Annotated in this window: 24 protein-coding genes and 2 pseudogenes; 19 read left to right on the top strand and 7 right to left on the bottom strand. The window is 73.2% G+C overall.

The window, feature by feature from the left end; genetic code table 11:
* Nucleotides 1–224: 224 nt before the first annotated feature.
* The 10 genes and pseudogenes from fusA (at nucleotide 225) to ADK64_RS26550 (ending at nucleotide 11,984) form a co-directional block, all read left to right on the top strand.
* Nucleotides 225–2,312: an elongation factor G gene (gene fusA / locus ADK64_RS26595; protein ID WP_053662714.1), complete on the top strand. Its 2,088-nt coding sequence runs from the start codon at nucleotides 225–227 to the stop codon at nucleotides 2,310–2,312.
* Nucleotides 2,313–2,435: 123 nt separating this feature from the next.
* Complete coding sequence (locus ADK64_RS26590) at nucleotides 2,436–3,032, top strand: TetR/AcrR family transcriptional regulator (RefSeq protein ID WP_053662712.1); 597 nt, start codon at nucleotides 2,436–2,438, stop codon at nucleotides 3,030–3,032.
* A gap of 126 nt (nucleotides 3,033–3,158) precedes the next feature.
* Entirely contained in the window at nucleotides 3,159–4,382 is a 1,224-nt protein-coding gene (locus tag ADK64_RS26585; RefSeq protein WP_078992836.1) for an MFS transporter, read from the top strand.
* 256 nt (nucleotides 4,383–4,638) lie between these two features.
* Nucleotides 4,639–5,955 carry an ABC transporter substrate-binding protein gene (locus ADK64_RS26580; protein WP_053662709.1) on the top strand — a complete coding sequence of 439 codons (1,317 nt, stop codon included), beginning with the start codon at nucleotides 4,639–4,641 and terminating at the stop codon, nucleotides 5,953–5,955.
* A gap of 8 nt (nucleotides 5,956–5,963) precedes the next feature.
* Nucleotides 5,964–6,953: a carbohydrate ABC transporter permease gene (locus ADK64_RS26575; protein ID WP_053662840.1), complete on the top strand. Its 990-nt coding sequence runs from the start codon at nucleotides 5,964–5,966 to the stop codon at nucleotides 6,951–6,953.
* A gap of 13 nt (nucleotides 6,954–6,966) precedes the next feature.
* On the top strand, nucleotides 6,967–7,806 hold the full coding sequence (locus ADK64_RS26570) for a carbohydrate ABC transporter permease (RefSeq protein ID WP_053662699.1): 840 nt from the start codon (nucleotides 6,967–6,969) through the stop codon (nucleotides 7,804–7,806).
* A 38-nt stretch (nucleotides 7,807–7,844) separates the two neighbouring features.
* Nucleotides 7,845–9,209, top strand: a complete 1,365-nt coding sequence (locus tag ADK64_RS26565; protein WP_053662696.1) for a GH1 family beta-glucosidase — start codon at nucleotides 7,845–7,847, stop codon at nucleotides 9,207–9,209.
* A gap of 423 nt (nucleotides 9,210–9,632) precedes the next feature.
* Nucleotides 9,633–10,481, top strand: a pseudogene (locus ADK64_RS43425) (ABC transporter permease subunit); the annotation flags it as partial.
* A gap of 122 nt (nucleotides 10,482–10,603) precedes the next feature.
* Complete coding sequence (locus ADK64_RS26555; protein ID WP_234384707.1) at nucleotides 10,604–11,233, top strand: hypothetical protein; 630 nt, start codon at nucleotides 10,604–10,606, stop codon at nucleotides 11,231–11,233.
* A 40-nt stretch (nucleotides 11,234–11,273) separates the two neighbouring features.
* The gene (locus tag ADK64_RS26550) at nucleotides 11,274–11,984 is read left to right on the top strand and encodes a YcnI family protein (protein ID WP_053662692.1); all 711 of its coding nucleotides are present in this window, start codon (nucleotides 11,274–11,276) and stop codon (nucleotides 11,982–11,984) included.
* Nucleotides 11,985–12,053: 69 nt separating this feature from the next.
* On the opposite strand, the gene ADK64_RS26545 is transcribed toward ADK64_RS26550, so the two are convergent.
* Nucleotides 12,054–12,821 carry a CDP-alcohol phosphatidyltransferase family protein gene (locus tag ADK64_RS26545; RefSeq protein ID WP_053662689.1) on the bottom strand — a complete coding sequence of 256 codons (768 nt, stop codon included), beginning with the start codon at nucleotides 12,819–12,821 and terminating at the stop codon, nucleotides 12,054–12,056.
* Nucleotides 12,822–12,928: 107 nt separating this feature from the next.
* On the opposite strand from ADK64_RS26545, the gene ADK64_RS26540 reads away from it, so the two are divergent.
* The 5 genes from ADK64_RS26540 (at nucleotide 12,929) to ADK64_RS47535 (ending at nucleotide 18,261) form a co-directional block, all read left to right on the top strand.
* Nucleotides 12,929–13,918 (top strand): zinc-dependent alcohol dehydrogenase, encoded by a 990-nt coding sequence (locus tag ADK64_RS26540; RefSeq protein WP_053662687.1) that lies wholly within the window; start codon nucleotides 12,929–12,931, stop codon nucleotides 13,916–13,918.
* A gap of 113 nt (nucleotides 13,919–14,031) precedes the next feature.
* Nucleotides 14,032–14,430 (top strand): 6-pyruvoyl trahydropterin synthase family protein, encoded by a 399-nt coding sequence (locus ADK64_RS26535; RefSeq protein WP_053662685.1) that lies wholly within the window; start codon nucleotides 14,032–14,034, stop codon nucleotides 14,428–14,430.
* Nucleotides 14,427–15,608: a glycosyltransferase family 4 protein gene (locus ADK64_RS26530; protein WP_053662683.1), complete on the top strand. Its 1,182-nt coding sequence runs from the start codon at nucleotides 14,427–14,429 to the stop codon at nucleotides 15,606–15,608. The genes ADK64_RS26535 and ADK64_RS26530 overlap by 4 nt, the downstream gene beginning before the upstream one ends.
* Nucleotides 15,605–16,630: a class I SAM-dependent methyltransferase gene (locus ADK64_RS26525; protein ID WP_053662681.1), complete on the top strand. Its 1,026-nt coding sequence runs from the start codon at nucleotides 15,605–15,607 to the stop codon at nucleotides 16,628–16,630. The genes ADK64_RS26530 and ADK64_RS26525 overlap by 4 nt, the downstream gene beginning before the upstream one ends.
* Before the next feature lie 458 nt (nucleotides 16,631–17,088).
* Nucleotides 17,089–18,261 carry a lysylphosphatidylglycerol synthase transmembrane domain-containing protein gene (locus ADK64_RS47535; protein WP_159046332.1) on the top strand — a complete coding sequence of 391 codons (1,173 nt, stop codon included), beginning with the start codon at nucleotides 17,089–17,091 and terminating at the stop codon, nucleotides 18,259–18,261.
* On the opposite strand, the pseudogene ADK64_RS43420 reads toward ADK64_RS47535, so the two are convergent.
* A pseudogene (locus tag ADK64_RS43420) lies at nucleotides 18,147–18,893 on the bottom strand (creatininase family protein); the annotation flags it as partial. The gene ADK64_RS47535 and the pseudogene ADK64_RS43420 overlap by 115 nt on opposite strands.
* Nucleotides 18,894–18,931: 38 nt before the next feature.
* Between ADK64_RS43420 and ribA the strand changes: the two are divergent.
* Nucleotides 18,932–19,603 (top strand): GTP cyclohydrolase II, encoded by a 672-nt coding sequence (ribA, locus tag ADK64_RS26515; protein ID WP_053662679.1) that lies wholly within the window; start codon nucleotides 18,932–18,934, stop codon nucleotides 19,601–19,603.
* 26 nt (nucleotides 19,604–19,629) lie between these two features.
* Here the strand turns inward: ribA and ADK64_RS26510 are convergent, their stop codons facing one another.
* From ADK64_RS26510 to ADK64_RS26500, 3 genes are all read right to left on the bottom strand, one after another.
* A complete protein-coding gene (locus ADK64_RS26510) occupies nucleotides 19,630–20,853 on the bottom strand; it encodes a serine hydrolase domain-containing protein (RefSeq protein ID WP_053662677.1) in 1,224 nt (407 codons plus the stop codon).
* A gap of 67 nt (nucleotides 20,854–20,920) precedes the next feature.
* Nucleotides 20,921–22,252 (bottom strand): MFS transporter, encoded by a 1,332-nt coding sequence (locus ADK64_RS26505; RefSeq protein ID WP_199829713.1) that lies wholly within the window; start codon nucleotides 22,250–22,252, stop codon nucleotides 20,921–20,923.
* A 14-nt stretch (nucleotides 22,253–22,266) separates the two neighbouring features.
* Nucleotides 22,267–22,845 carry a TetR/AcrR family transcriptional regulator gene (locus ADK64_RS26500; RefSeq protein ID WP_053662674.1) on the bottom strand — a complete coding sequence of 193 codons (579 nt, stop codon included), beginning with the start codon at nucleotides 22,843–22,845 and terminating at the stop codon, nucleotides 22,267–22,269.
* Nucleotides 22,846–22,934: 89 nt separating this feature from the next.
* Here ADK64_RS26500 and ADK64_RS26495 point away from each other — a divergent pair, with 89 nt between their 5' ends.
* Entirely contained in the window at nucleotides 22,935–23,372 is a 438-nt protein-coding gene (locus ADK64_RS26495; RefSeq protein WP_053662672.1) for a PPOX class F420-dependent oxidoreductase, read from the top strand.
* Between the two features lies 1 nt (nucleotide 23,373).
* Here the strand turns inward: ADK64_RS26495 and ADK64_RS26490 are convergent, their stop codons facing one another.
* Nucleotides 23,374–24,288, bottom strand: a complete 915-nt coding sequence (locus tag ADK64_RS26490) for an NAD(P)-dependent oxidoreductase (protein WP_324614441.1) — start codon at nucleotides 24,286–24,288, stop codon at nucleotides 23,374–23,376.
* Nucleotides 24,289–24,366: 78 nt separating this feature from the next.
* On the opposite strand from ADK64_RS26490, the gene ADK64_RS26485 reads away from it, so the two are divergent.
* On the top strand, nucleotides 24,367–24,963 hold the full coding sequence (locus ADK64_RS26485; protein WP_053662668.1) for a TetR/AcrR family transcriptional regulator: 597 nt from the start codon (nucleotides 24,367–24,369) through the stop codon (nucleotides 24,961–24,963).
* A gap of 71 nt (nucleotides 24,964–25,034) precedes the next feature.
* A complete protein-coding gene (locus ADK64_RS26480) occupies nucleotides 25,035–25,376 on the top strand; it encodes a VOC family protein (protein WP_053662666.1) in 342 nt (113 codons plus the stop codon).
* 25 nt (nucleotides 25,377–25,401) lie between these two features.
* Here ADK64_RS26480 and ADK64_RS26475 read toward each other — a convergent pair whose 3' ends face one another.
* Nucleotides 25,402–26,760: an MFS transporter gene (locus ADK64_RS26475; protein WP_053662664.1), complete on the bottom strand. Its 1,359-nt coding sequence runs from the start codon at nucleotides 26,758–26,760 to the stop codon at nucleotides 25,402–25,404.
* Between the last annotated feature and the right edge of the window lie 127 nt (nucleotides 26,761–26,887).

Genomic DNA, 26,887 nt, shown 5'->3' with positions numbered 1-26,887 from the left:
CACGCACCGCTGTCGTCGCTCCCCGTTCCCGGTACGAGGTGATCCTGGTGTCCTCGTCCGGCCGGTGCCCGCTGCGCGGCCGGCACCGGACCCCGTGACGCCCCGCTGACCTGCCCTGCTCTGCCGTACCGGCCCACGCCGACGGCCGGGGCCGTCGGTGCTTTCGCGGACGCACGGGTGAATCGCGCTGCCCTTTTCCCCGAACCGCAGAAAGGCCCAGGGCCGTGCGCACGCACACCACCACCCTCGCCGCCGTCCGCAACCTCGGCATCCTCGCCCACGTCGACGCGGGCAAGACCACCGTCACCGAACGGATCCTGTACGCGACGGGCACCACCCACAAGCGGGGCGAGGTGCACGACGGCACCACCGTCACCGACTTCGACCCGCAGGAACGCGACCGCGGCATCACCATCTTCGCCGCCGCGGTCAGTTGTACGTGGGACGGTCACCGCGTCAACCTCATCGACACCCCCGGCCACGTCGACTTCGCCGACGAGGTCGAGCGCTCGTTGCGCGTCCTCGACGGGGCCATCGCCGTGTTCGACGCCGTCGCCGGGGTCGAGCCGCAGAGCGAGTCGGTGTGGCGGCAGGCCGACCGGCACGGCGTGCCGCGCATCGCGTTCGTCAACAAGCTGGACCGTGCGGGCGCCGACCTCGACCGGGCCGTCGCCTCGATCCGGGAGCGACTGCACCCCGCACCGCTGGTCGTCCAGTTGCCGATCGGCGCCGAGGAGGCGTTCACCGGTGTCGTCGATCTGGTACGGATGCGGGCGCTGTCCTGGAGCGACGGTGCGGGTACGGCCGTGTCGGCGCCCGTGCCCGAGCCGCTGCGGGAGGAGGCGGTACGACGCCGCCGGGCGCTGGAGGAGACGGTGGCCGGGCTGCATCCGGGCGCGCTGGAGGAGTTCTGCGCCCGGGACACGCTGTCCGCCACCACGCTCACCGCCGCCCTGCGCGACCTCACCCGCACCGGGGAGGGCGTGGTCGTCCTCGCCGGCTCCGCCTACCGCAACCGCGGCATCGAACCGCTGCTGGACGCGGTCGTCGCCTTTCTGCCCTCACCGCTGGACGTGCCCGCCGTACGCGGCGAGCACGAAGGCGCCGTGGAGCGCCGGGCCGCCGACCCCCAAGCCCCGTTCGCGGGGCTGGTGTTCAAGGTGAACGCGAGCGCCACCGGGCGGCTCGCCCATGTGCGCGTCTACTCGGGCACCCTCGAGAAAGGAGACACCGTGCGGGAGCAGGGCAGCGGACGCACCGAGCGCGTGGCGCGCATCCTGCGGGTCATGGCGGACCGGCACGTCCAGCTCGACCGGGCGGTCGCCGGGGACATCGTGGCGCTCGCCGGCGTGAAGTCGGCGCGGGCCGGCTCCACCCTGTGCGACCCCGGCGCGCCGCTGCTGCTGGAGCCGCCCGTCGCCGCCGAGCCCGTGGTGTCCGTCGCGGTCGAGGCCCGGCGGGCCACCGACACCGGCCGGCTGGCGGCGGCGCTGGCCCGGCTGGCGGAGGAGGACCCCTCGCTGGTGGTGCGCACCGACACCGAGACCGGGCAGACCGTGCTGTCCGGGATGGGCGAACTCCATCTGGAGGTCGCGGTGGAGAAGATCCGCCGTGCCGGGGGACCGGAGGTCGGCGTGGGCCGGCCGCGGGTCGCGTACCGCGAGACGGTCGTCGGGGGAGTGAGCGGGTTCGTGTTCCGGCACGTCAAACAGGACGGCGGGGCCGGGCAGTTCGCGCATGTCGTGCTCGACGTGGAGCCGCTCGGGCCCGAAGCCGGCGGCACCGGCTTCGTGTTCCGCTCCGCCGTGGTCGGCGGTCGGGTGCCGCAGGAGTTCGTGCGCGCGGTGGAGGCCGGATGCCGGGACGCCCTCGCCGAGGGCCCGGTCGAGGGGCACCCGGTGACCGGGCTGCGGGTCACGCTCACCGACGGCTCCACCCATGTGAAGGACTCCTCCGACATGGCGTTCCGCACCGCCGGCCGGCTCGGGCTCCGCGCGGCCCTGCGCGCCTGCGCGACGGCCCTGCTGGAACCGGTCGCCGAGGTCACGGTCACCGTGCCCGAGGACGCGGTCGGCGCGGTCCTCGGGGACCTGGCCGCCCGGCGCGGCCGGGTGGGCGGCTCCGAGACGCGTGGCGGCGCGGCCGCGGTGACCGCGACCGTGCCGCTGGCCGAACTGTTCGGCTACGCCACGCGGTTGCGCAGCCGCACCCAGGGCCGGGGCACCTTCACGACCCGGCCCGCCGGGTACGCCCCGGCACCGCGACCGGCATCGGTACCGGCACCCGACACGGTGACCGCTCCGGCCCGGTAGCCGCCGCCCGGCTCCCTCCGGCGGGGGCCGCGTCACGAGCCACCGGGCCCGTGACGCGGCCCCACGCCGACATCACCACACGAGATATTGCATCGTACGGTCCAAAACGCTTAAGGTCGGATCATGGCCCGACCGAGGATGTTCGACGAGGACCGGGCCCTGGACGCGGCGATGCGCACCTTCTGGGAGAGGGGCTACGAGGCCACCTCCACCCAGGATCTGTGTGCCGCCACCGGACTGGGCCGCAGCAGCATCTACAACACCTTCAAGAGCAAGCACGACCTCTTCCAGCGGGCGCTGCACCGCTACATGACCACCATGAACGCCGTCCAGCTCGCCGTCCTGGAGGATCCCGGGCGCAGCGGCGCCGACCGGATCCGCGACCTGTTCGCCCTCGTGCTCGACGGCGACGCGCGCAACCGGCCACACGGCCGCAGCCTGGGCTGCCTCTCGGTCAACAGCACGGTGGAACTGGCCGCCCACGACGCCACCGCGGCCGGCATGCTCGAGCGCGACACGGCCCGTCGGCTGGACGGTCTGCGGACCGCCGTGGAGGCGGGCCGGCGCGACGGATCCATCACCTCCACGCGGGACGCCGGCGACCTGGCCCGGTTCCTCAACGCCACCGTGGCGGGCCTGCGCGTCTGCGCCCAGGGCGGCGCCGACCGCACGTCGCTCGATGCCATCGCGGCGATCGCCCTGGACGCGCTGACCGTGTGACCCGTGCCCGTCTGGCGCGTACCCGTCTGACCCGTGCCCGTCTGTGAGCCGGTCCTTTGCGCCCAAGTTTTGAACTGATTGATTCAAAACAGTACCCCGCATACGCCCCCTTGAAAGGAGTCCCTCGTGCCCCGTGCCGTCCACGTCCTGGCTCTCGGCATCTTCGCCATGGTGACCAGCGAGTTCGCGGTCGCCGGACTGATGCCGCAGATGGCCGACGGCCTGCACACCACCGTCCCCCGGATCGGCTACCTCATCACCGCCTTCGCCGCCGCGATGGCCGCCGGCGGCCCCGTGCTGACCGTCCTGCTGCGCCGACTCCCGCCCCGCACCGCCCTGTTGGCACTCCTGGGTCTGTTCCTCGCCGGCAACGTCCTGGCCGCCACCGCGACCGGCTACGGCACCATGCTCGCCGCCCGGATCGTCACCGGCGCCGCCTCCCAGGCCTTCTTCGGTGTCGCCCTGTCGCTGTGCGCGCGGCTCACCCGCCCCGAGATCCGCGGCCGGGCCGTCGCCGTGGCCATGAACGGCCTGATGCTCGGTACCCTGCTCGGTCTCCCGCTGTGCACGCTGGTCGGTGAACGGTTCGGCTGGCGGGCGGCGTTCTGGGCCGCCTCGGCGCTCGCCCTGGCCGCCGCCGCGGCCACCCGGGCCGGGGTGCCGGGCCTGCCGGCCGTACCCGCGGCCGGACTGCGCGAAGAGGCCGCGGTGTTCGCCCGCCCCCGGCTGTGGCCGGCGCTGGGCACCAGCACGCTGATCATCGGGGCCACCTTCTCGGCCTTCAGCTACCTCAATCCCATCCTCACCGGGCTCACCGGCTTCGCCGCCGGCACCGTGCCGGTGCTGCTCATCGCGTACGGCGCCGCCACCGTCGTCGGCAACACGGTCGTCGGACGCCTCGCCGACCGGCACACCGTGCCCGTGCTTGCCGTGGGGCTGCTGCTCAACCTGCTCTTCCTCGTGGGCTTCGCCCTCTTCGCGGACGCTCCCGTGCCCGCCGTGGTGTGCATGCTCGGCATCGGCCTGGTCGGCGTCACCATGAACCCGGCGATGGCCACCCGGGTCCAGCGCGCCGGCAACGCGGGGCCCCTCGTGAACACCGTGCACACGTCCTTCATCACCCTCGGAGTCATCATCGGCTCCTGCCTCGGCGCGCTCGCCATCGACGCCTGGAGTCTGCGCGGCCCCCTCTGGCTCGGCGCCGGCCTGGCCGCCCTCGGCCTCCTCACGGTCCTGCCCGACCTGCGTCGCGGCGGCGGCGGGCCGGAGGGGCGGGGGACGACTGTCGCGCGCGGCGGTGAGCCGCTTCGGCCGCGCGAGCCGGCCGACCCGACCGGGCGGCGGTCCTAGCCGTCGTGGCCGAACCGCCGCGCCGGGCCGTGCGGGCGCAGTGGCCGTGTGACCTCAATGAGCCGTCCCCGCGCACGAGTTCATCACGACTGCCCTCACCTGGAGTCAAAACCCTTGACGGGCGAGGTTCACGCCGTTTAACTCACGTCCTAAATTAAGCCATGAGGAGCTTTCGGGAGTCGGACGCGATGTCGTGCGATGTCGGCTTCCGTCGGCGGCCTCGGGGTTCGACTCCCGGAAAGGGACACCAGGAGCCATGCGCAGAATCCGAGCCGCGGCCACCGGCGCCGTCGCCCTGTCTCTCGCCCTCGCGGCCACGGCCTGCGGCGGTGGTTCCGCGAACGGGGGCGGGTCGAACGACTCACCGAAGACGCTGACCTACTGGGCCTCCAACCAGGGCGCCAGCGTCGCCGTCGACCAGCAGGTGCTCAAGCCCGAACTCGCCACGTTCCAGAAGCAGACCGGCATCAAGGTGAACCTGGAGGTCGTGCCCTGGTCCGATCTGCTCAACCGGATCCTCACCGCCACCACCTCCGGCCAGGGCCCGGACGTGCTCAACATCGGCAACACCTGGAGCGCCTCGCTCCAGGCGACCGGCGCGCTGCTGCCGTGGGACGCGCGGAACTTCGCGAAGATCGGCGGCAAGAACCGGTTCGTCGACTCCGCGCTCGCCTCGACCGGCGCCCAGGGCAAGGACCCGGCCGCGGTCCCGCTCTACTCGATGGCCTACGCCCTCTACTACAACAAGCGGATCTTCGCCGACGCCGGCATCGCGAGGCCCCCGGCCACCTGGGACGAGTTGGTCGCCGACGGCAAGAAGATCAAGGCGAAGGGCACGTCCGTGCTCGGCGCCGAGGGCTCGAACGTGTCGGAGAACGTCCACCACGTCTTCGTCTTCGCCAAGCAGCACGGCGCGGACTTCTTCACCGCCGACGGCAAACCGGACTTCACCGCCCCCGGTGTGGTCGACGCCGTCAAGTCGTACGTCGACCTGATGGCCAAGGACCAGGTCATCCCGGTCGGCGACGCCGAGTACGCGCAGAACCAGTCGGTCAGCGACTTCGCCAAGGGCAAGCAGGCGATGCTGCTGTGGCAGTCCGCCTCCGCCAACCTCACGTCCCAGGGCATGAGCGAGGACGCCTACGGCACCGCGCCCGTACCGGTGCGCTCCGGCACCCCGGGCGCCGGCACCCAGATCAACTCGATGGCCGGGGGCATCAACATCGCCGTCTTCAAGAACACCCACAACCTCGACGGCGCGACCCGGTTCGTCAAGTTCATGACCTCCGACACCGAGCAGAAGATCCTCAACAAGGCCTACAGCTGCATCCCGCCGGTCAAGTCCGCCCAGTCGGACACCGCGTTCGGCAGCCCGGCCGACGCCGTGCTGAAGAACACCCTCGCCACGTCCGCCGCCGCCCTGCCGCAGGTGGCCGCCGAGTCGCAGTTCGAGACGGCGGTCGGTACGGCCGTCAAGGACCTGTTCGCCGACGCCGCCGCCGGGCGCGCGGTGACCACCGATTCGGTCAAGGCGGCCCTGGAGAAGGCCCAGCAGCAGATGCCGGCGGCGTGAGCGAGAAGATGACGACCACCGCCTTCGAGGAGCCGGTGCGCGAAGCGTCCACCGGTGCGCCGGCGCGTGAACCCCGCCGCCGCGCCGGGCGGATCCGCCGCGTCGGACTGCCCTATCTGCTGCTCCTGCCCGCGCTCGTCCTCGAACTCCTCGTCCACCTGGTGCCGATGGTCATCGGTGTCGTGATGAGCTTCAAGGAACTCACCCAGTTCTACATCCGCGACTGGAGCAGCGCCCCCTGGTCCGGACTCGGCAACTACAAGGTGTCGGTGGACTTCGACGCGCCCGTCGGCCAGGCGCTGTTGCACTCCTTCCTCGTCACCGTCGGCTTCACCCTGCTGTCGGTCGGCCTGTGCTGGCTGATCGGCACCGCCGCCGCGGTCTTCATGCAGGACACCTTCCGCGGCCGTGGACTGCTCAGAGCGCTGTTCCTGGTGCCGTACGCGCTGCCCGTCTACGCGGCCGTCATCACCTGGGTGTTCATGTTCCAGCACGACAACGGCCTGGTGAACCACGTCCTGCACGACCAACTGCACCTCAGCGACAAGCCCTCCTTCTGGCTCCTCGGCGACAACAGCTTCTACGCCCTGCTGACCGTGTCGGTGTGGAAGGGCTGGCCGTTCGCCTTCCTCATCGTGATGGCCGGACTGCAGAACATCCCGAAGGAGCTGTACGAGGCCGCCGCGCTGGACGGCGCCGGGATGTGGCAGCGGATCCGCCGCATCACCCTGCCCTCGCTGCGCCCGGTGAACCAGGTGCTGGTCCTGGTGCTGTTCCTGTGGACGTTCAACGACTTCAACACGCCGTACGTCCTGTTCGGCAGGGCCGCCCCGGAGGCCGCGGACATCGTCTCGGTCCACATCTACCAGGCCTCCTTCGTCACCTGGAACTTCGGCACCGGCTCCGCGATGTCCGTCCTGCTGCTGCTCTTCCTGCTCGTCGTCACGGGCGGATACCTGTGGCTCACCTCGCGCGGACGGAGGACCACCCGTGGCTAGGGCCAACTCACCCATGGCACCCCCGCGTTCGTTCCTGTGGTCCCGGCGGATCTTCCTCACCCTGCTGACCGGCTTCGTGCTGATCCCGGTGTACGTGATGGTCTCCAGCTCGCTGAAGCCGCTCGCGGACGTCACCGGCACATTCCGCTGGCTGCCCAGCGGGCTGACGATCCGGCCGTACATCGACATGTGGTCGACCGTCCCGCTCGCCCGCTACTTCGTGAACTCGCTGATCGTGGCGGGCGCCGCGACCGTCTGCTCGGTGGTCGTCGCGGTGTTCGCCGCCTACGCCGTCAGCCGCTACGAGTTCCGCGGCAAGCGGGTGTTCACGGTGACCGTGCTGTCGACGCAGATGCTTCCGGGCATCCTCTTCCTGCTCCCGCTGTTCCTGCTCTACGTCAACATCGGCAACGCCACCGGCATCGCCCTGTTCGGCTCCCGCGGCGGCCTGATCCTCACCTACCTCACCTTCTCCCTCCCGTTCTCGATCTGGATGCTGACCGGCTACTTCGACTCGGTGCCGCGCGATCTGGACGAGGCCGCGCTGGTGGACGGCTGCGGCCCGCTCGGCGCGCTGTTCAGGATCGTCGTACCGGCCGCGGTTCCCGGCATCGTCGCCGTCGCCGTCTACGCCTTCATGACCGCGTGGGGCGAGGTGCTCTTCGCGTCCGTCATGACCAACGACACCACCCGCACCCTCGCGGTCGGCCTCCAGCAGTACTCCACCCTCAACAACATCTACTGGAACCAGATCATGGCCGCCTCGCTGGTCGTCAGCGTGCCCGTGGTCGCCGGGTTCCTGCTGCTCCAGCGCTATCTCGTCGCCGGTCTGACGGCGGGTGCCGTCAAGTGACCCGAGTGACCGACACCCCGTATTCCGAAGGGACTTCCGTGTCCGAACGCATCGACCTCGCCGCCCTCCCGCCCGACTTCCTGTGGGGCACGGCCACCGCGGCGTACCAGATCGAGGGGGCCGTCGCCGAGGACGGCCGTACGCCCTCGATCTGGGACACCTTCTCCCACACCCCGGGGATGACCGCGAACGGCGACACCGGCGACGTCGCCTGCGACCACTACCACCGCTGGCGCGAGGACATCGCGCTCATGCGCCGACTCGGCGTCAACGCCTACCGCCTGTCCGTCTCCTGGCCGCGTGTGCTGCCCGCGGGCACCGGACCGGTCAACCCCAAGGGCCTCGCTTTCTATGACGAGTTGGTGGACGCCCTGCTGGAAGCGGGCATCACCCCGTCCGTCACGCTCTACCACTGGGACCTGCCGCAGACGCTCCAGGACCGCGGCGGCTGGCCCGAGCGGGACACGGCCTTCGCGCTCGCCGAGTACGCCTCGGCCGTCGCCGCCCGCCTCGGCGACCGCGTGGGGCTCTGGGCGACCCTCAACGAGCCCTCCTGCTCGGCCTGGATCGGCCATCTGGAGGGCAGGATGGCCCCCGGCCGGACCGACCTGACCGCCGCCGTACGGGCCTCGTACCACCTGCTCCTCGGCCACGGCCTCGCCGCGCAGGCGATCCGCGCCGCCGCACCCGGCGCGCGGGTCGGCATCGTCAACAACCTCTCCACCGTGCACCCGGCCACCGACCGCCCCGAGGACGTCGCGGCCGCCCGCCGCCAGGACGGGCACGTCAACCGCTGGTGGCTCGACCCGGTGCACGGCCGCGGTTTCCCGGCCGACATGGTCGACACCTACGGCGTCGAACTGCCCGCCCAGGAAGGTGACTTGGCGACCATCGCCGCCCCGCTGGACTGGCTCGGCCTGAACTACTACTTCCCCGCGTACGTCGCCGCCGCCCCGCACGGCCCGGCGCCGTACGTCCGCGCGGTCCGCCGGGAGGGCGTGCCGCGCACCGGCATGGACTGGGAGATCGACGCGAGCGGCATCGAGACGCTGCTGCTGCGGCTCACCGAGGAGTACGGCGCGCGGAAGATCTACGTCACCGAGAACGGCTCCGCCTTCGAGGACACGGTCCGCCCCGACGGCAGCGTCGACGACCCCGAGCGCCAGGACTATCTGGAGAACCATCTCGCCGCCTGTGCCGCGGCCGCCCGCAGGGGAGCCCCGCTCGCCGGCTACTTCGCCTGGTCACTGCTGGACAACTTCGAGTGGGCGTACGGCTACGCCAAGCGCTTCGGCCTGGTCCACGTCGACTACCGCACCCAGGTGCGCACGATCAAGGGCAGCGGGCACCGGTACGCGGGCATCGTCCGTGCCCACCGCGGCCGGGCCCGCCGGGCCGCCTGAGCCGGTCCGGGGCGACAGGGGACCAACGGCAGGCCGGCGGGCGGGTACAAGGTCGGCACGAAGAGCTGACCAACGGCCCCTGACCTGCCCTTTCCCAACCGAGGACGCTGAAGAAGAAAGGTTCAGACCTCACACCACCAGGAACAGCCATGCCTGCCGTACAGGAAGCGACGACCAAGGTCGCCGGGCGGTCGTACGACTACGACCTCGCCCAGTACCGGCCCGGCCGGGACCTCACCGACTGGGAGCCCGAGAACGAGCTCTTCTGGAAGTCCGTCGGCAGGAAGGTGGCGCGGCGCAACCTGTGGATCGCCGTCCCGGCGCTCCTGCGTGGTGATCACGTGGTGGTTCTACGCACGGAAGGGGGCGGAGGCACCCAGCTGAGGACACGGACGGACAGCGAGGGCCGGGCGGCAGACAGCCGCCCGGCGCACCACGCCCCTCGTCCTCGCCGGCGTACTCGTGGCCGTCCTCGCCGCGGGCCTGCCCCGCGACCCGCTCGCCCTCGACACCGGACGCCGCGTGCGGCCCCCGTCCGCCGCCCACCCGTTCGGCACCGACGCGCTCGGCCGTGACCTGCTCGCCCGCACCGCCCAGGGCGCCCCCGACACCCTGCTGCCCGCCCTCGCCCTCAGCGCGGGCACCCTGCCGGCCGGGCTGCTGCCCCGGCTGTCCGGTCAGCTCGTCGACACCGTCAGCGCCGTACCGCCCGTACTCGCCGCGCTCCTCGCCGCCATCGCGGGCGGCGGTCCGGCCACCCCCGCGCTCGCCGTCGCCGCGGTGGCTGGGCCCCGCTGGCCGCCCACACCTCCGCCTTCCTACGGCAGGAACGTGCCGCCCAGCACCTCACCGCCACCCGAGCCCTCGGCGCCGGCCGCTGGTACCTGCTGCGCCACGAACTGCCGCCCGCCGTCGTGCCGACCGTCGCCCGGCACGCCCTGCTCCGGCTCCCCGGCACCGCGCTCGCCCTCGCCTCGCCCGGATTCCTCGACCTCGGCGCCCAGCCGCCGTCCCCCGAACGGGGCCACCTCCTCGCCGAGAACCAGCCCCTACGCCGAGCGCGCCCCCCGGACGGTCCTCGCCCCGGCCGCCGTTCTCGCCGTGCTGGGTGCGCCGGCGGTGACGACGGCGGGCGCGACGCGGAGCCCGGTGCGCCGTCCTCCGCGTCCGGCCCTCTCGTCCTCGTGGGCAGTACGACGGGCGCCCCGCCGACGGCGGACCCGCCGTCGGCGGGGCCGTGACCGTGGCCGGTACTGGCGGCCGGACCGGTGAGGGCGGTGCCGGTACTGCCCGTGGGGCCCCGGAGGGGCGCGCGGTCCGGCAACGGCGACTCGCCCCTCACCCCGGACTCCGTCACCTGAACGGGACATCCCCGCCCCGCGTATCCCCCCACCATGGGAGACTCCCTCATCATGAGCGCGTCCCCGGCGGTGAGAGGTCTGCGCGCCGCGGTGTTCGCCGCGGTGTGCGTACTGCTCGCTGCCGCCGGACACGGTCTCGCCATGGGCGCCATGCCACCCCTGTGGGCGGACGCGGGCGGCTTCCTGGGCGTGTTCGCGCTCGGCTGGGCACTCGGCAGGAAGGAGCGCTCGCTGGCCGGCATCGGCGCGGCCACGCTGCTGACCCAGGCCGCACTGCACGTCGGCTTCGACGCCGCCCACCGTGTCACCGAGCGCACGGCCCTCCCACACATGGCCCCCATGCCGGGCCACGGCATGGCCGCCATGCACGCCCACGCGACGGCTCACCCGCACGCCACCGTCCACGCCACCGCCGCCCACTTCCTCGCCGCCCTGGCCGCCTCCTGGTGGCTGCGGCGGGGCGAGGCCGCCCTGTGGACGCTGCTGCGCCGTACCGTCACCCTCGTACCCGGCCTCGTCGCCTGGTGGCGCGCCGCCCCGCTGCCCGCCGCCGCCCCGCACCTCCCGCGTGTCCCGGCCGACCCCGAGCCGCCCCGCCGGACCCCGCTGCGGCACGCGGTCAGCCGGCGCGGACCCCCCGTACCGGTCCCGTACTCACCCTGACCCCAGTTCACACGTCACCCGTACGGAGACCGACTCACCCATGTCCGCAACACGTCCGGCCCTGCGCCGCACCGCGACCGTCACCGCCGGCGCCGCCGCCCTCGTCCTGCTCGCCGCCGGTGCCGCCTCCGCGCACGTCACCGTCCACCCCGACAGCTACGCCAAGGGCGCCACCGACGGCGTCCTGACCTTCCGCGTCCCCAACGAGGAGGACAACGCCTCCACCACCAAGGTCCAGGTCTTCCTGCCCACCGACCACCCCGTCCTCGGCGTCCTGGTCCACCCGCAGGACGGCTGGACCGCCAAGGTGACCACGAGCAAGCTCAAGACGCCGGTCAAGACCGACGACGGCACCATCACCGACGCGGCCTCCGAGATCACCTTCAGCGGAGGGAAGATCGGCGCCGGGCAGTACGAGGACTTCAACGTCGCCTTCGGTCAACTGCCCGAGGACACCGGACAGTTGGTCTTCAAGGCGCTGCAGACCTACTCCGACGGCAAGGTCGTCCGCTGGATCGAGGAGCCCACCGGCGGCGACGAACCGGACAACCCCGCCCCGGTGCTGAAGCTGACGGCCGGTGACGCCACTGCCGCCCCGGCGCCCGCCAAGAGCGCCGCCGGCACCGCCCAGGCGGCCGACTCCAGCGACTCCACCGCCCGCGGGCTCGGCATCGCCGGTCTCGTCGCGGGCGTCCTCGGCCTCGCGGCCGCCGGCTTCGCGATCGTACGGAGCCGGGCCTCGCGGTCGTAACGACACCGCCGTACCCACGGCGAAGGGCCCGGACCGGCACCCGGTCCGGGCCCTTCCCGTTCTCGCCGCTCAGCGCGTCGCCAGCTCCAGCTCCAGCACCTGCGGCTCGGCCGGCACCCGCACCTCCCTGCGCGAGGTGTGCCACAGCCACAGCACGTCCCGGCCGAAGGACCACACCAGGGAGCCCAGCGCCAGCAGGACGATCGCGAGGTTGACCGGGCCGGGCAGCAGCTCGGCGCCCGCCAGGAGCAGGGCGACGCCCTGCACCGCGGCGACGGTCTTGCGGGCGAACGACGGCGGCAGCGGGGCGTTCAGCCAGGGGGCGAGGCGGGCGGCCGCGACGAACGCGTACCGCATCCCGCCGATCAGCAGCACCCACGGACCCAGCTGTGTCGCCACATAGACACTCAGCACCAGGATCAGGAACGCGTCGACCTCCATGTCGAAACGCGCGCCGAGCGCCGTCGAGGTGCCGGTGCGGCGGGCCACCTTGCCGTCGACGCCGTCCAGGAGCAGGGCGACGGCGGTCAGGGCGACCAGCAGGGTGACCGGCGGGGCGCTCTCGAAGGAGTCCGCGACCAGCGCGGTCACCCCGCCCACCAGGGCCGCCCGGCCGAGCGTGACCCGGTTCGCGGGCCCGAGGGAACGCAGGCAGGAGCGATGCAGGGCACGGGCGAGCACCGCCCAGGTGGCGAACGCGAAGGCCAGCCCCGTCAGCCAGCCGGCCGGCCCCATGCCTATCGCCGTCCCGAGCAGGGCAAGCAGCAGGAGCTGTATGCCCGCTCCCACAGCGGTCTCCTGCTGGGGCCTCGCGTCATATGTGTTGTTCAGGGCCACCGCACACCCTCCGGCCGAGTGACAGAGTCGATCAACGCCGCGTACTGTGCGCGGCCTGTGCACTTCTCGGTACGTGAGCAACTTGCCTACTGTTCAGGAGGATGCCGATGAACCGCTCGGCCCGCGCGTTCTGGCTGGGCTCACCCGGCCACGGAGAGCTGCGCGACGTCACCCTCGCGGAGCCGGCCGAGGGCGAGGTCCTGGTGCGCGCGCTGTACTCCGGAGTGAGCCGGGGCACGGAGACCCTCGTCTTCCGCGGCCGGGTCCCCGAGAGCCAACACGCCGTGATGCGGGCGCCGTTCCAGGAGGGAGACTTCCCGGGCCCGGTGAAGTACGGCTACCTCAGCGTCGGCGTCGTGGAGCAGGGCCCGGCCGCGCTGACCGGCCGTACGGTCTTCTGCCTGTATCCGCACCAGAGCCGTTACGTCGTTCCGGTGAGCGCCGTGACCGTCGTGCCCGACTCGGTGCCCGCCGGGCGGGCCGTGCTCGCCGGCACCGTGGAGACCGCTGTGAACGCCCTGTGGGACGCGGCGCCGCTGATCGGCGACCGGATCGCGGTCGTCGGCGGCGGCATGGTCGGCTGCTCGGTGGCCGCCCTGCTCGCCCGCTTCCCCGGCGTCCGGCTCCAGCTCGTCGACGCCGACCCGGCCCGCGCCGCCACCGCCCGCGCCCTCGGCGTCGGCTTCGCCGCGCCCGCCGACGCCCTCGGCGACTGCGACCTCGTCGTCCACGCCAGCGCCACCGAAGCGGGCCTGACCCACGCCCTGCAACTCCTCGCCCCCGAGGGCACGGTCGTCGAACTGAGCTGGTACGGCGACCGGCGCGTGGCCCTGCCGCTCGGCGAGGCCTTCCACTCCCGTCGGCTCACCGTGCGCGGCAGCCAGGTCGGCACCGTCTCCCCGGCCGCGCGCGCCGGCCGCGGTTACGCCGAGCGGATGGCGCTCGCACTCGACCTGCTCGCCGACCCGGCTCTGGACGCGCTCATCACCGGGGAGAGCGCTTTCGAGCAACTCCCGGACGTCATGCCGCAGCTCGCCGCGGGCGCGATCCCGGCGCTGTGCCACCGCATCCGGTACCCGGAGGCGGGTCTGACCTGAGAAAAGAGTGAGAGAGGGCTGAACACGGGGAAGCGAAGAGCCGTACTACACGTCGTCCCCGGGCAGGTATGGGCCGGGGGAAGCCAGAGGCGCCGCACCTGGAGGGTCGTCCGTTGTTCAGCATCACCGTCCGCGATCACATCATGATCGCCCACAGCTTCCGCGGCGAGGTGTTCGGACCCGCGCAGCGACTGCACGGCGCCACGTTCCTGGTGGACGCCACCTTCCGCCGCGAACAGCTGGACGAGGACAACATCGTGGTCGACATCGGCCTGGCCACGCAGGAACTGGGGGCCGTCACCGCCGAGTTGAACTACCGAAACCTCGACGACGAACCCGGGTTCGCCGGCGTCAACACCTCCACCGAGTTCCTCGCCAAGGTCATCGCCGACCGGCTCGCCGAGCGCATCCACCAGGGCGCCCTCGGCGAAGGCGCCAAGGGCCTCGCCGGGATAACCGTCACGCTGCACGAGTCGCACATCGCCTGGGCGAGTTACGAGCGTGGCCTGTGACCGATGTGACCGTTCAGAGGGCGCGGCTCTCCTGCGTGCCCGCGCAGCCCACCGCCGACCAGCACGCCGGAACCGTTCCCATGTCCCTGCGCACCGTGCACTTCGTCCTGCCGGGCGGCGTCGACGACCCGGCCGCGCCCAGCGGCGGCAACGCCTACGACCGCCGGGTCTGCCTGGACCTGCCCGGCTTCGGCTGGCAGGTCGCCCGGCACGGCGCGCCGGGCAGCTGGCCGTGCCCCGACCGGGCCGCCCGCGACGAACTCGCCCGTACCCTGCGGGAGCTGCCGGACGACGCGGTCGTCCTGCTCGACGGGCTCGTCGCCTGCGGTGTCCCGGAGATCATCGCCCCGGAGGCCGACCGCCTGCGCCTGGCCGTGCTCGTCCATCTGCCGCTCGGCGACGAGACCGGCCTCGCCCCGAACGTCGCCGCCGACCTCGACGCCCGCGAACGCGCGGTGCTGCGGGCCGTGCCCGCCGTGATCGCGACCAGCGACTGGGCCGTACGCCGGCTCGTCTCCCACCACGGCCTGGCCCCCGACCGGGTGCACGTCGCCGCGCCCGGCGCCGACATCGCGCCCCTCGCACCCGGCACCGACGGCGTCTCCCGGCTGCTGTGCGTGGCCGCGGTGACCCCGCGCAAGGGCCAGCACCGGCTCGTGGAGGCGCTCGCGGCGGTACGGGACCTGCCGTGGACCTGCGAGTGCGTCGGCGGGCTCGGCCACGACCCCGAGTACGTCGCCGGACTGCGCACCCTCATCGCCCGCCATGGCCTGGCCGACCGCCTGCACCTGACCGGCCCGCGCTCCGGCGCCGGCCTCGACGCCACCTACGCCGCGGCCGACCTGATGGTCCTCACCTCCTACGCGGAGACCTACGGCATGGCGGTGACCGAGGCGCTGGCCCGCGGCATCCCCGTCCTCGCCACCGACGTCGGCGGTCTGCCGGAGGCGGTCGGCCGCGCCCCCGACGGCGGGATGCCCGGCATCCTCGTCCCGCCGGAGGACTCCGGCGCGCTCGCCGCCGAACTGCGCGGCTGGTTCGGCGAACCCGACGTACGCCGCAGGCTCAAGGCCGCGGCCCGTGCCCGGCGCGCCGCCCTCGACGGCTGGGCCACCACCGCCCGCAGTCTGGCCGCGGTCCTCGCCCGTCTCCCCGAAGCCCCCAGGAGGGCGGCATGACCACGCGCGACACCGTGACCGACGCGGCCGCCACGATTCCGGCCCAACCGGGGCCGGGGGAGAAGGAGGGGGTCGTGGTGGAGGCCGCCGACAGTGACGACACGGCGCTCTCGGCCGTGCCCGGTGCCGGGCCCGTGGGCCGTTCGGGGGAGCGGGCCACCGTACGGCTGCGGGAGGGCGGGCCCGACGAAGCGCCCCGGTACGCGCCCGAGTGGCTCCAGTTGCGGGAGAGGGCCGACGCCGCCGCCCGCGCGCAGGACCTGCTGGACCCCCTGCGGATCCGGCTGGCGAACCGGCCCGGCCGCACGGGCGGACTGGTCGTGCACGACCTGGGCTGCGGCACCGGCTCCATGGGCCGCTGGCTCGCGCCCCGCCTCGACGGCGCCCAGCACTGGGTCCTGCACGACCACGACCCCTATCTGCTGCACTTCGCCGCCGTGGCCTCGCCGCGCTCCGCCGCCGACGGCAGCCGCGTCAGCGTCGAGACCCGGCGCGGCGACGTGGCCCGGCTGACCCCGGACGCGCTGAGCGGCGCCTCGCTGGTGACCGCCTCCGCGCTGCTCGACGTACTGACCCGTGAGGAGGCCGGCACCCTCGTGGACGCATGCACCGGGGCCGGCTGTCCCGCGCTGCTCACGCTGTCCGTCGCCGGACGCGTCGAACTCACCCCGGCCGACCCGCTGGACGCCGAGATCACCGAGGCGTTTAACGCCCACCAGCGGCGCGACGGCCTGCTCGGCCCGGACGCGGTCACCGTGACCTGCGAGGCGTTCGCGGCGCGCGGGGCGACGGTGCGCGTGCACGCGAGCCCGTGGCGGCTCGGCCCCGAGGAGGCCGCGCTGACCGAACAGTGGCTGCGCGGCTGGGTGGGCGCGGCCGTGGAGCAGCGGCCGGAACTGCGCGCACGCGCCGCACGCTATCTGCGCGACCGGCTCGCGGCCTGCGCGGCCGGTGAGCTGCGGGCGGTGGTCCACCACAGCGACCTGCTGGCCCTGCCCCGGCCGACGGGCGGAGCCTCATGACGGCGCGCGCGTCGGCGACGGAGCCGAACTCCCGGACCAAGGCGGCGGACGGACGCACACGCACCACACCGACCGGCCCGGCGCACGCGCGCGTGCGCAGCGGGGGTGGAGGGCGGAAGAGCGGCGAGGCCGAAGCCGTGCACGCACGCGTGCACGGCGCGGCCGCGGCGAAGCCGGCCGACGGGCCCGGGCCCGGCCCCGTGCCGCCCGAACCGACCGCGACCGAGGCAGCGCCGGCGCCCGCGCAGGCGCCGTCGTCCGAACCAGGGCCGGAGCCTGCGTCCGCGCCGACGTCGGCGTCCGCGCCAGCTTCAGTGTCGGCGTCGGCGGCCGCGTCAGCTTCAGTGCCTGCGTCAGCTCCAGTGCCTGCGTCTACGCCAGCGCCTACGTCTGCGCCCGCGGCCCCGCCCGCGCCTACGTCTGCGCCCACACCAGCGCTCGTGTCCACGCTCGCGCCCGTGTCCACGCCGGCACCAGAACCCGCTCTCACCCCCACTGTCACCTCGGCTGCTCCGCCCCCGCCCCCGCCCCCGCCGGAATCCCCGGCGCCCCCCACCCGCCGCCGTCCCGACTCCCGTGCCCTGCGTACCCATGTCGGAACCGTCGTCGGTGTCGTCATCCTCGCCGTCCTGCTGTGGCGGCTGGGTACCGGTGTGCTGCTCGACGGGCTGCGTCGGATCGACACCGTGACCGTTCTGGGCGCGCTGGGCATCGGCGCGGTGACCACGGTGGTCAGCGCCTGGCGCTGGCAGTTGGTGGCCCGGGCGCTGCGGATCCGGCTGCCGTTCGGGTCCGCCGTCGCCGACTACTACCGCGCGCTGTTCCTGAACGCGGCGCTGCCCGGCGGCGTCCTGGGCGATGTGCACCGGGCGGTCCGGCACGGGCAGGGCGCCGGTGACCTGCGGCGCGGGGTGAAGGCGGTGGTGCTGGAGCGGGTCGCGGGGCAGATCGCGCTGGCCGTGTTCGGTGCGGTGGCGCTGCTGGTCCTGCCGTCGCCCGTCCGGGACGAGGCACGCGACTTCGCCCCGCTGGCCGCCCTGGCTGTCGTGGGAGCGCTCGCCGTCGCCCTCGCCGTCCGTATGAACCGGGCCTCCGCCCGGCGCCGGGGCGCGCTGCGCACCACTCTCGGCGAGGCGCGGCAGGGGCTGCTGTCCCGGCAGGCCGGGCCCGGTGTCGCACTGGCCTCGGCCGTCGTCCTGGCCGGACACCTGGCGATGTTCGTCGTCGCGGCCAGGGTCACCGGCTCCGCCGCCTCCGTGGCGGTGCTGGTCCCGCTCGCGGTGCTCGCCCTGGTCGCCATGGGCCTGCCGCTGAACGTCGGCGGTTTCGGCCCCCGCGAGGGCGTCACCGCCTGGGCGTTCGCCGCCGCGGGACTCGGCGCGAGCAGCGGGGTCGCCGTCGCCGTGGTGTACGGCGTGCTCAGCTTCGTGGCGAGCCTGCCCGGGGCCGTCGTCCTCGTCGCCCGCTGGTACACCGGGCTGCGCGGCTACCCCCGTACGTCCCCGGCGTCGTCGGACGCGGTCAGCAACGCGAACACCGCCGAGAAGGATTCCACCAGGCCGGCCAGCAGCTCCTTGCCCTTTTCCGCCGATCCCAGGGAAGGACGGCCGATGACGCCCGATTCGGTATAGGCGGACATTCCCAGGCTGAGCAGATGACGACGGTCGTCGGCGACGAAATCGGCGGACTCGTAACCAGGGCGGACGAATTCGGGGTGAGCGTGCAGAAGAATCGAGGTCTCGATTTCCCCGGCGTGCATGTCGGTGAGCAACGAGGTGCGCACACCCGCCCGTTCCCGCGCCCCCTCCCAGTCCTCGACGGCCGGGAACAGCGCCATCCGCTCACCGCGCGCCGACGCCTCCTGGACGACGTTGCCGAGGACGTAGTTGCCGCCGTGCCCGTTGACCACGACGAGCGCGTCGACCCCGCCGCGGCGCAGCGACGCCGCGATGTCCCGGACCACCGCGTGGAGGGTCACCGAGGAGATGCTGACGGTCCCCGGCCAGCCGGCGTGCTCGTGCGAGCAGGCGACCGTCACCGGAGGAAGGAGATGCACCGGGTAGGCGGCGGCGATCTCCCCCGCCACGGCACAGGCGATCAGCGTGTCGGTCGCCAGCGGAAGGAAGGGCCCGTGCTGTTCGAAGCTGCCGACGGGAAGGACGGCGACCTGTGCTGACACGCCCGCCCCCCGCGCCCGTACGTCCTCCGTGGTGTCCGTCGGAACCACCCCGTGTGCTGCCGCACGCACGCCCGAACCACTCATCTTTTCACGGCCTTTCGTCTCTGCTTAGGAATCAGATCATGACAGAAAACACCGACGACACCATCGGCGTGCTCGGCACGAAGTCCCCGCGGCGTTCGGGCGCGGAACGCGTCGTGAATGCGCCGCTGCCCACCGTGTACGGGAAATTCCAGGCGATCGGCTACCTGGACCACGACCGCGGTGACGAGCAAGTGGCTCTCGTGTACGGCGAGATCGGCACCGAGAACGTGCTGACCCGGCTGCACTCCGAATGCCTGACCGGGGACGCCTTCGGCTCCCGGCACTGCGAATGCGGCGACCAGCTGGCGTCCGCCCTGCGCGCCGTCGTCGCCGAGGGCAGTGGCATCGTCGTCTACTTGAGGGGCCACGAGGGCCGCGGCATCGGACTGCTCGCCAAGCTGCGCGCGATGGCCCTGCAGGCCGAGGGCCTGGACACCGTGGAGGCCAACCTCGCGCTCGGCCTGCCCGTCGACGCCCGCGACTACCGCGTCGCCGCCGAGATCCTGCGCGACCTCGGCGTGCGCTCGGTACGGCTGATGTCCAACAACCCGCGCAAGCGGGAAGCCCTCGTCCGGCACGGCGTCCAGGTCGCCGAGCGGGTGCCGCTGCTCATCGAGCCGTGCGAGAGCAACATCACCTATCTGCGCACCAAGCGGGAGCGGCTGGACCACATCCTGCCCCACCTGGACGCCGTCGCCCACGGCTCCTGACGGCCGGCGTCCTGGCGATCCTGCGGTCAGTCCACGAGCGTCTCGTGCACCAGCCGCCGCAGCTGCGGGAACACCTTCAGCGTCCTCGGGCGCACCTGGGTCATGAACTGCACCGTCAGGTCGTGGGCCGGGTCCGACCAGAACGCGGTCGTGGCGGCGCCCGTCCAGCCGTACGTACCGAGGCTGGACGGGGCCAGGGTGCGGGACGGGTCGACCACCACGGAGACGTTGAAGCCGAAGCCGAGGCCGTCGTTGCCGGGCTCCCGGTGGACGGGGGCACCGAAGGCGCGCAGCACGGCGTCGCCGGGCAGCTGGTTGCGGGTCATCAGCGCGACGCCGGCCGCCGACAGCAGCCGTACGCCGTCCAGTTCGCCGCCCCGGCGCAGCATCTCCATGAACCGGTGGAAGTCGTACGCGCTGGAGACCAGGCCGCCGCTGCCGGACAGGAACCGCGGCCGGCCGTGCACCGGCAGCCCCGGCACCGGTTGGATCCCGCCCCCGTCCGTCTCCCGGTACAACTCCGCCAGCCGGGGCGCCTGTTCGGGGGAGATGTGGAAGCCGGTGTCGGTCATGCCGAGCGGGTCGAGGATCCGCTCGGCGAAGAACACGTCCAGCGGCCGCCCGGACACCACCTCGACGACCCGGCCCAGTACGTTCGAGGCGACCGAGTAGTTCCACTGCGTGCCCGGCTCGAACTGCAGCGGCATCTGCGCGTACACCTCGACCGTCTCGGCCAGATCGGCACCCGGCGGCACCGAGTACTCCAGACCCGCCGCGCGGTACAGGGCGTCGACCGGATGGCGGTGGTAGAAGCCGAACGTGAACCCCGCGGTGTGGGTGAGCAGATGCCGAAGCAGGATCGGCCCGGCGGCCGGACGGGTGCGCACCCCGGCATCCGAACCACCTTCGTACACCAGGGGGTCGGCGAATTCCGGCAGATGGCGGTGGAGCGGGTCGTCCAGGCCCATCCTGCCCTCCTCCACGAGCAGGAGCACGGCCACGGCGGTGACCGGCTTGGTCATCGAGTAGATCCGCCACAGCGTGTCCGGTTCGACCGGCAGCCCGGCCGCGACATCCCGTCGTCCGTACGTGGTCAGGTGCGCGACGCGGCCGCCGCGGGCCACGGACAGCAGACAGCCGGGCAGCCGCCCCTCGTCGACGAGGCGGGCGAAGTGCCGGTCCAGGCGGTCCAGCGCCTTGCCGTCCAACCCCGCCTCGTCCGGGTCGACTTCCTGTCGCAGCCGAGCCATCGCTCTCCTTCGGTCGCCTTCGCACGCGACGCCCGTCCGGCCGTCCGGCCGGTCCGGCATCCCGTGTTCATCGTCCCGCAGGAACACCGTCCCGTACCCGGTCTTCGCCGGTGCGTGTGACCGATGCGACGCCGTGCGCCCCGGACAGCGCACGGGCGAGCGGCACCCCGAGCCCGGCCACGGCCGCCAGGACGAGCAGCGCGGGCCCGGTACCGGCGCCCAGCAGCGTGCTCGCCGCCGCCACGCCCAGGGCGGGGCCCACGTTCAGCGCGGTCTGCTGCAACCCTCCGGCCACCCCGGCCACCGCGACGTCGGCCTCGCGTACGACGACATGGGTGGCCGCCACCATCACCGTCCCGAACCCGGCCCCCAGCAGCCCGAACCCGCAGCCGAACACCGGCGCGGACGCGGCCCGGGACAGCACGAGCACACCGAGCGCGAGCAGCGCCGTCGCCACCGCCGTCGTACCGCGCGCCCCGAACCGGCGCAGCAGCACCGGGCACAGCGCGGCCGACGCCACCATCAGCACCGCCAGCGGCAGGCTGCGCACCGCACTGCTGAACGGGTCCAGACCGAGACCGCGTTGAAGCACGTAGGTAGCCACGAAGAGCGTCCCGAACAGGGACGCCGACGCGGCGACCAGGATGCCGAGCGCCGCCCCGACCGCCCGCGGGCCGAGCACGCCCGGCGGCAGCAGCGGACACGCCGTACGCCGCTCGTGCCGGACGAGGAGGACGGCGGCGACCCCGGCGAGGGCGAGCCCCGCCCAGGAGACGGGCCGGGCGGTGAGCGAGTGCACCAGGCCGGCCAGGGCGACGGCGAGCAGCACCGCGCCCGGCACGTCCAGCGCGGTCCGGGCGCCCGCCGGAGGCCGCTCCGGGCGCAGCAGGGCCGGCAGGCCGAAGGCGAACGCGGGCAGCACGTTCACGAAGAACACCGCCCGCCAGCCCAGCGAGGTCACCAGCGCCCCGCCCGCCAGCGGCCCCGCTGCCGCCGCCAGCCCGATCGCCGCCGTACGCGCGGCGAGCGGCGCCGCCAGCCGGTCCGGCGGGAACGCGGCCCGCAGCATGCCCAGCGTGGCCGGCTGCAACAGCGCCCCGAACACCCCCTGCGCCACGCGCAGTCCGATCACCCACCCGACCCCGGGCGCGAGACCGATGCCCGCCGACGCCGCCCCGAACCCCAGCATGCCGAGCGCGAACACCCGCCGGTGCCCGTACCGGTCACCGAGCCGTCCCGCGAACACCAGCAGGCTCGCCACCGCGATCAGATACGCCGTACTGGTCCACTGCACCTCGGCGAAGGTCGCGCCCAACTCCCTTTGCAGACGGGGCTGCGCGACCGTGAGGACCGTACCGTCCAGTGCGACGACCACCGCGCCCGCCACGCTGCTCACCATTGTCCACCGCCGGTTCACCGGCCGTTCTCCGCGCCCAGGTGCGCCGTCAGTGCCGCATCGAGCAGCGGCGCGAAGTCCTCGTCCCCGACGGCCAGTTGGAGACTGCGCCAGCGCCACAACTGGGCGATCCCGTGCAGGTTCGCCCACAACGCCCCCGCCGTCCGCCGGGCATCGGCCTCCGGCCGCACCTCGCCGACCAGTCCGGCGAACAGGGCGAAAAGCGGCAGGCTCGTCTCCCGCAGCCCCAGATGTCCGCTCTCCAGCAGATCATGACGGAACATCAGCTCGTACATGCCGGGGTCGTCCAGCGCGAACTCCAGATACGTCCGCGCCAGTGCGGCCACCCGCGCCCGCGGTCCGGCGTCCTCGTCGGGCGTCCTGCCCACGCGGTCGGCCAGATCGGCGAAGCCCCGGCGCGCGATGGCCGACAGCAGCTCCAGATGAGTGGGGAAGTAGCGGCGCGGCGCCCCGTGCGAGACGCCGGCGCGCCGGGCGATCTCCCGCAGGGTGAGGGCCGGGAGCCCCTCGGAGGCCAGCAGTTCCACGCCCACGTCGACCAGACGCTCCCGCAACCCGGTGTCGGATTCAGTCACAGACACTGTCTACCAGTCTGAGTAGACACTGTCTACCACCCGTCTGGCGTGCGGGAATGTACGGCCCGCTCCGGCGAGTTGACGCTGCTATGACTCACGACACCCAGCAGGACGCGCTCCTCGAACTGCTCTCCGCGGGCCACGGCGGCATCCTGGTCACCCTCAGGCAGGACGGCCGCCCCCAGCTGTCCAACGTCAGCCACGCCTACCACCCCGACGAGCGGATCATCCGGATCTCCGTCACCGACGACCGCGCCAAGACCCGCAACCTGCGCCGCGACCCCCGCGCCTCGTACCACGTCACCAGCGCCGACCGCTGGGCGTACACCGTCGCCGAGGGCACGGCCGAGCTGACCCCGGTCGCGAAGGACCCGCACGACGACACGGTCGAGGAGCTGATCCGCCTCTACCGTGACGTCCTCGGCGAGCACCCGGACTGGGACGACTACCGGGCGGCGATGGTCCGCGACCGCCGCCTGGTGGTACGGCTGCGCGTCGAGAGGGCGTACGGCATCCCCAAGGGGTGACCTACGCCCCCTGGTCGGTCCGCGTCTCGATCGCGTGCAGGACGGCGACCATGTCCTCGCCGCCGTGTCCCTGCGCCACGGCCTCCTCGAACAGCGTGTGGCACACGTCGAGGAGCGGAGAGGCCAGGTGGGCCTCGCGGGCGGACTCGGCGATCAGGCGGTTGTTCTTCAGGACGTCCAGCGCGGCCGCCTGGACCGCGAAGTCCCGCTCGCGCAGCTTGGGCGCCTTCATCCGGGAGACCCCGCTGGCCATGGGGCCGGCGTCGAGGACGTCCAGGAACAGCCGCCGGTCCAGGCCCTGCCGTTCGGCGAAGTGGAAGGCCTCGGTCAGCCCGGTGACCAGGGTGATCAGAAACAGGTTGACCGAGAGCTTCATCAGCAGCGCACCGGGTACCGGGCCGCACGCGAAGGTCTCCCGGCACAGGGGAGCGAGCAGCGGCCGTACGGCGTCCACGGCGTCCTGGTCCCCGGCGAGCATGCCCACCAGCCGGCCCTGCTCGGCCGGGACCCGGGAGCCGGAGACGGGTGCCTCGACGTAGCGACCGCCGGCGGCGCGGACGTCGGTCTCCAGGGCGCGGGAGTACTCGGGGGAGGTCGTGCCCATGTGGACGACGGTGTGTCCGGCGACGCGGGCGGCGAGGGCGGGTGTGCCACGGCCGAGGACGGTGTCGACGGCGGCTTCGTCGGCGAGCATCAGCACCACCACCTCCGCTCGCGCGAACACCTCGTCGGCCTCCGCCGCGACCTCGGCCCCGGCGGCGCGCAGGGGTGCGGCGCGTTCCGGGGTCCGGTTCCAGACCACCAGCGCGGTGCCGGCGGACGCCAGGCGCAGCGCCATGGGCCGGCCCATCACTCCGAGTCCGATGAAACCGAGGTTCACGGGAGCCGCCCTTCCCTCCGGTTGCCGACCCGACATCGACCATGACCGCTGTCATAGTAGCCGTCGTTATGACGCTGGTCATAGGGTGAGGTCCGTGACGAACGGAGGTCGGCGATGAGTGAGGCGCGGCGAGGGCCGAGGGAGCGGATGGTCTTCAGCGCGGCCCAGCTCATCCGGCGCGACGGAGTCGCCGCGACCGGTATGCGCGCGGTCGCCACCCACGCGGGCGCACCGCGCGGCTCCCTCCAGCACTACTTCCCGGGCGGCAAGGAACAGCTGGTCAACGAGGCGGTCGGCTGGGCCGGACGGTACGCGGGCAACCGGATCGCCCACTTCGTCGCGAGTCTGGACGAGCCGCGTCCGAGCGGTCTGTTCGCGGCGATGGTCGCGCAGTGGACCGACGAGTACGAGGCGGACGGCTTCGCGGGGGGCTGCCCGGTCGCCGCCGCCACGGTCGAGTGCGCGTCCGCCGGCGGCTCGACCCACGAGGCCGTGGCCGCCGCGTTCACCACCTGGCGCAGCCCGCTCGCCGAGGCCCTCACCGGCATGGGGGTCCCCGCGCCCCGCGCCGAGGCCCTGGCCACACTGATGATCAGCACCCTGGAGGGCGCGCTCCTCCTGGCCCGCGCCGAGAAGGACGTACGTCCGCTGCGGACGGTCCTGGCGGAACTCGGCCCCCTGCTCGACGCGGCGGTGCCCCCGGTGTCGTGAGTGCGGCCGTTCGGCGGGTCGCGGGCCGCCGGTACTTGTCCGGCCCCGCCCGGGCCCACTAGCCTCCGCGCGTGATCAACGGTGCACATGTGGTGCTCTACAGCCAGGACGCGGAGGCCGACCGGGCCTTTCTGCGCGACACCCTCGGCTGGGCGCACGTCGACGCCGGCCACGGCTGGCTCGTCTTCCGGATGCCGCCCACCGAGGTGGCCTGCCACCCCACCGACGGCGCGCCCTCGCACGAGCTGATGCTGATGTGCGACGACCTCGACGCGACCCGGAGTCAACTCGCCGATCGGGGAGTGGAGTTCAGCCGGCCGGTGGAGGAGGCCCGCTGGGGCCGGGTGACCGCCCTCCGACTGCCGGGCGGCGGCGAGGTCGCCCTGTACGAGCCGCGCCACCCGACCCCGTAGCCCCCCGGGCCCGGCTCGCCCCGCCTCAGGCCGTGACCCGCTCCGCCCGCCCGGCCGGCTGTCCCGTCCGCTCCCCGAGCAGTTCCGTCGGGACGGTGTACGTCTCACGGGCCGAGAGCGCGGCGACGACCGGCGGCACGCACAGCGCGGCCGTGAACAGGGCCACCGCCGCCCAGTCGGCGCCGTCCGGGCCGGCGATCTCGGCGGCGAAGGTGACCGCGAACCCGGCCGCCGCGAAGCCGATCTGCGTGCCGATCGCCATGCCGGACAGCCGGACCCGGGTCGCGAACATCTCGCCGTAGAAGGCGGGCCACACCCCGTTCGCCGCGCTGTAGAACAGGCCGAAGGCGACGATGCCCAGGGCCAGGGTCAGCGGGTAGGAGCCGGTGGAGATCGCCCACAGATAACCGGCCATCGCCACCGGGCTGCCGACGGCGCCGATCAGGAACACCGGCCGGCGTCCGATCCGGTCCGACAGCGTCGCCCACAACGGGATCGCGCCCAGCGCGACCAGGTTGGCCAGGGCCCCGGCCCACAGCATCGAGGTACGGGACATGCCGACCGTGTCGCTGGTGGCGTACGCCAGCGCCCACACCGTGAAGATCGTGCTGACCGAGGCGATGAGCGCGCCCGCGATCACCCGCAGCACGTCCGCCCAGTGCTCGCGCAGCAGTACCGCGATCGGCAGCCGGACCACACCCTCGCCGGCCGCCTGTCGCGCGAAGGCCGGGGTCTCGCGCAGCCGGCGCCGGATGACGTAACCGGCGACGGCGACCGCCACGCTCAGCCAGAACGGCAACCGCCATCCCCACGCGAGCAGTTGGTCCTCGGGCAGCCGGGCGACGGGGATGAAGACGAGGGTCGCGATGAGCTGGCCGCCCTGGGTGCCGCTGAGCGTGAAGCTGGTGAAGAACCCGCGCCGGCCCGGTGGCGCGTGCTCCAGGCTCATCGAACTGGCGCAGGCCTGTTCGCCGGCCGCCGATATGCCTTGCAGGACCCGGCAGAACACGAGCAGCGCGGGCGCGAGCGAGCCGGCCTGGGCGCGGGTGGGCAGGCAGCCGATCAGGAACGTCGACAGACCCATGAGGATCAGCGTGAACACCATGATCTTCTTGCGGCCGAGCCGGTCGCCGACGTGCCCGAGAACCAGGGCGCCGAGCGGCCGGGCCGCGTAGGCGACGCCGAAGGTGGCCAGGGAGAGCAGGGTGGCCGTCGCCGGGTCGGAGGTGTCGAAGAACACCTTCGGGAAGATCAGCGCGGCGGCGCTGCCGTAGGCGAAGAAGTCGTAGTACTCCAGGGCGCTGCCGATCCAGGCGGCCGTCGCCGCCTTCCAGGGCTGGCCGGGCGGGGAGTCGCAGGAGGGCGCGGGGACGGGCACGGACACGGCGGTGCTCCTTCGGGGAACTTCACCCACGAGGGGAGTATTAACTCACTGGATAGTTAGTTGCAGTGGGTGGGATGTTGCGCCCGCGTTTCCCCGGTGTCAAGAGTCCGTGCGTCGGTTCGTGTGT

This window comes from Streptomyces sp. MMG1121 (assembly GCF_001280015.1).
In the GTDB taxonomy this organism is placed as follows: domain Bacteria; phylum Actinomycetota; class Actinomycetes; order Streptomycetales; family Streptomycetaceae; genus Streptomyces.
The sequence above is the reverse complement of the archived record's forward strand: the minus strand, read 5'-3'. Positions and strand labels throughout refer to the sequence as shown.

What these genes read in the sequence shown, in the direction of transcription:
- ADK64_RS26590 (WP_053662712.1), top strand. Translation starts at nt 2,436, where the DNA reads ATGGCCCGACCGAGGATGTTCGACGAGGACCGGGCCCTGGACGCGGCG.
- ADK64_RS26580 (WP_053662709.1), top strand. Translation starts at nt 4,639, where the DNA reads ATGCGCAGAATCCGAGCCGCGGCCACCGGCGCCGTCGCCCTGTCTCTC.
- ADK64_RS26575 (WP_053662840.1), top strand. Translation starts at nt 5,964, where the DNA reads ATGACGACCACCGCCTTCGAGGAGCCGGTGCGCGAAGCGTCCACCGGT.
- ADK64_RS26570 (WP_053662699.1), top strand. Translation starts at nt 6,967, where the DNA reads ATGGCACCCCCGCGTTCGTTCCTGTGGTCCCGGCGGATCTTCCTCACC.
- ADK64_RS26555 (WP_234384707.1), top strand. Translation starts at nt 10,604, where the DNA reads ATGGGAGACTCCCTCATCATGAGCGCGTCCCCGGCGGTGAGAGGTCTG.
- ADK64_RS26550 (WP_053662692.1), top strand. Translation starts at nt 11,274, where the DNA reads ATGTCCGCAACACGTCCGGCCCTGCGCCGCACCGCGACCGTCACCGCC.
- ADK64_RS26540 (WP_053662687.1), top strand. Translation starts at nt 12,929, where the DNA reads ATGAACCGCTCGGCCCGCGCGTTCTGGCTGGGCTCACCCGGCCACGGA.
- ADK64_RS26525 (WP_053662681.1), top strand. Translation starts at nt 15,605, where the DNA reads ATGACCACGCGCGACACCGTGACCGACGCGGCCGCCACGATTCCGGCC.
- ribA (WP_053662679.1), top strand. Translation starts at nt 18,932, where the DNA reads ATGACAGAAAACACCGACGACACCATCGGCGTGCTCGGCACGAAGTCC.
- ADK64_RS26510 (WP_053662677.1), bottom strand. Translation starts at nt 20,853, where the DNA reads ATGGCTCGGCTGCGACAGGAAGTCGACCCGGACGAGGCGGGGTTGGAC.
- ADK64_RS26505 (WP_199829713.1), bottom strand. Translation starts at nt 22,252, where the DNA reads ATGGTGAGCAGCGTGGCGGGCGCGGTGGTCGTCGCACTGGACGGTACG.
- ADK64_RS26495 (WP_053662672.1), top strand. Translation starts at nt 22,935, where the DNA reads ATGACTCACGACACCCAGCAGGACGCGCTCCTCGAACTGCTCTCCGCG.
- ADK64_RS26490 (WP_324614441.1), bottom strand. Translation starts at nt 24,288, where the DNA reads ATGTCGGGTCGGCAACCGGAGGGAAGGGCGGCTCCCGTGAACCTCGGT.
- ADK64_RS26485 (WP_053662668.1), top strand. Translation starts at nt 24,367, where the DNA reads ATGAGTGAGGCGCGGCGAGGGCCGAGGGAGCGGATGGTCTTCAGCGCG.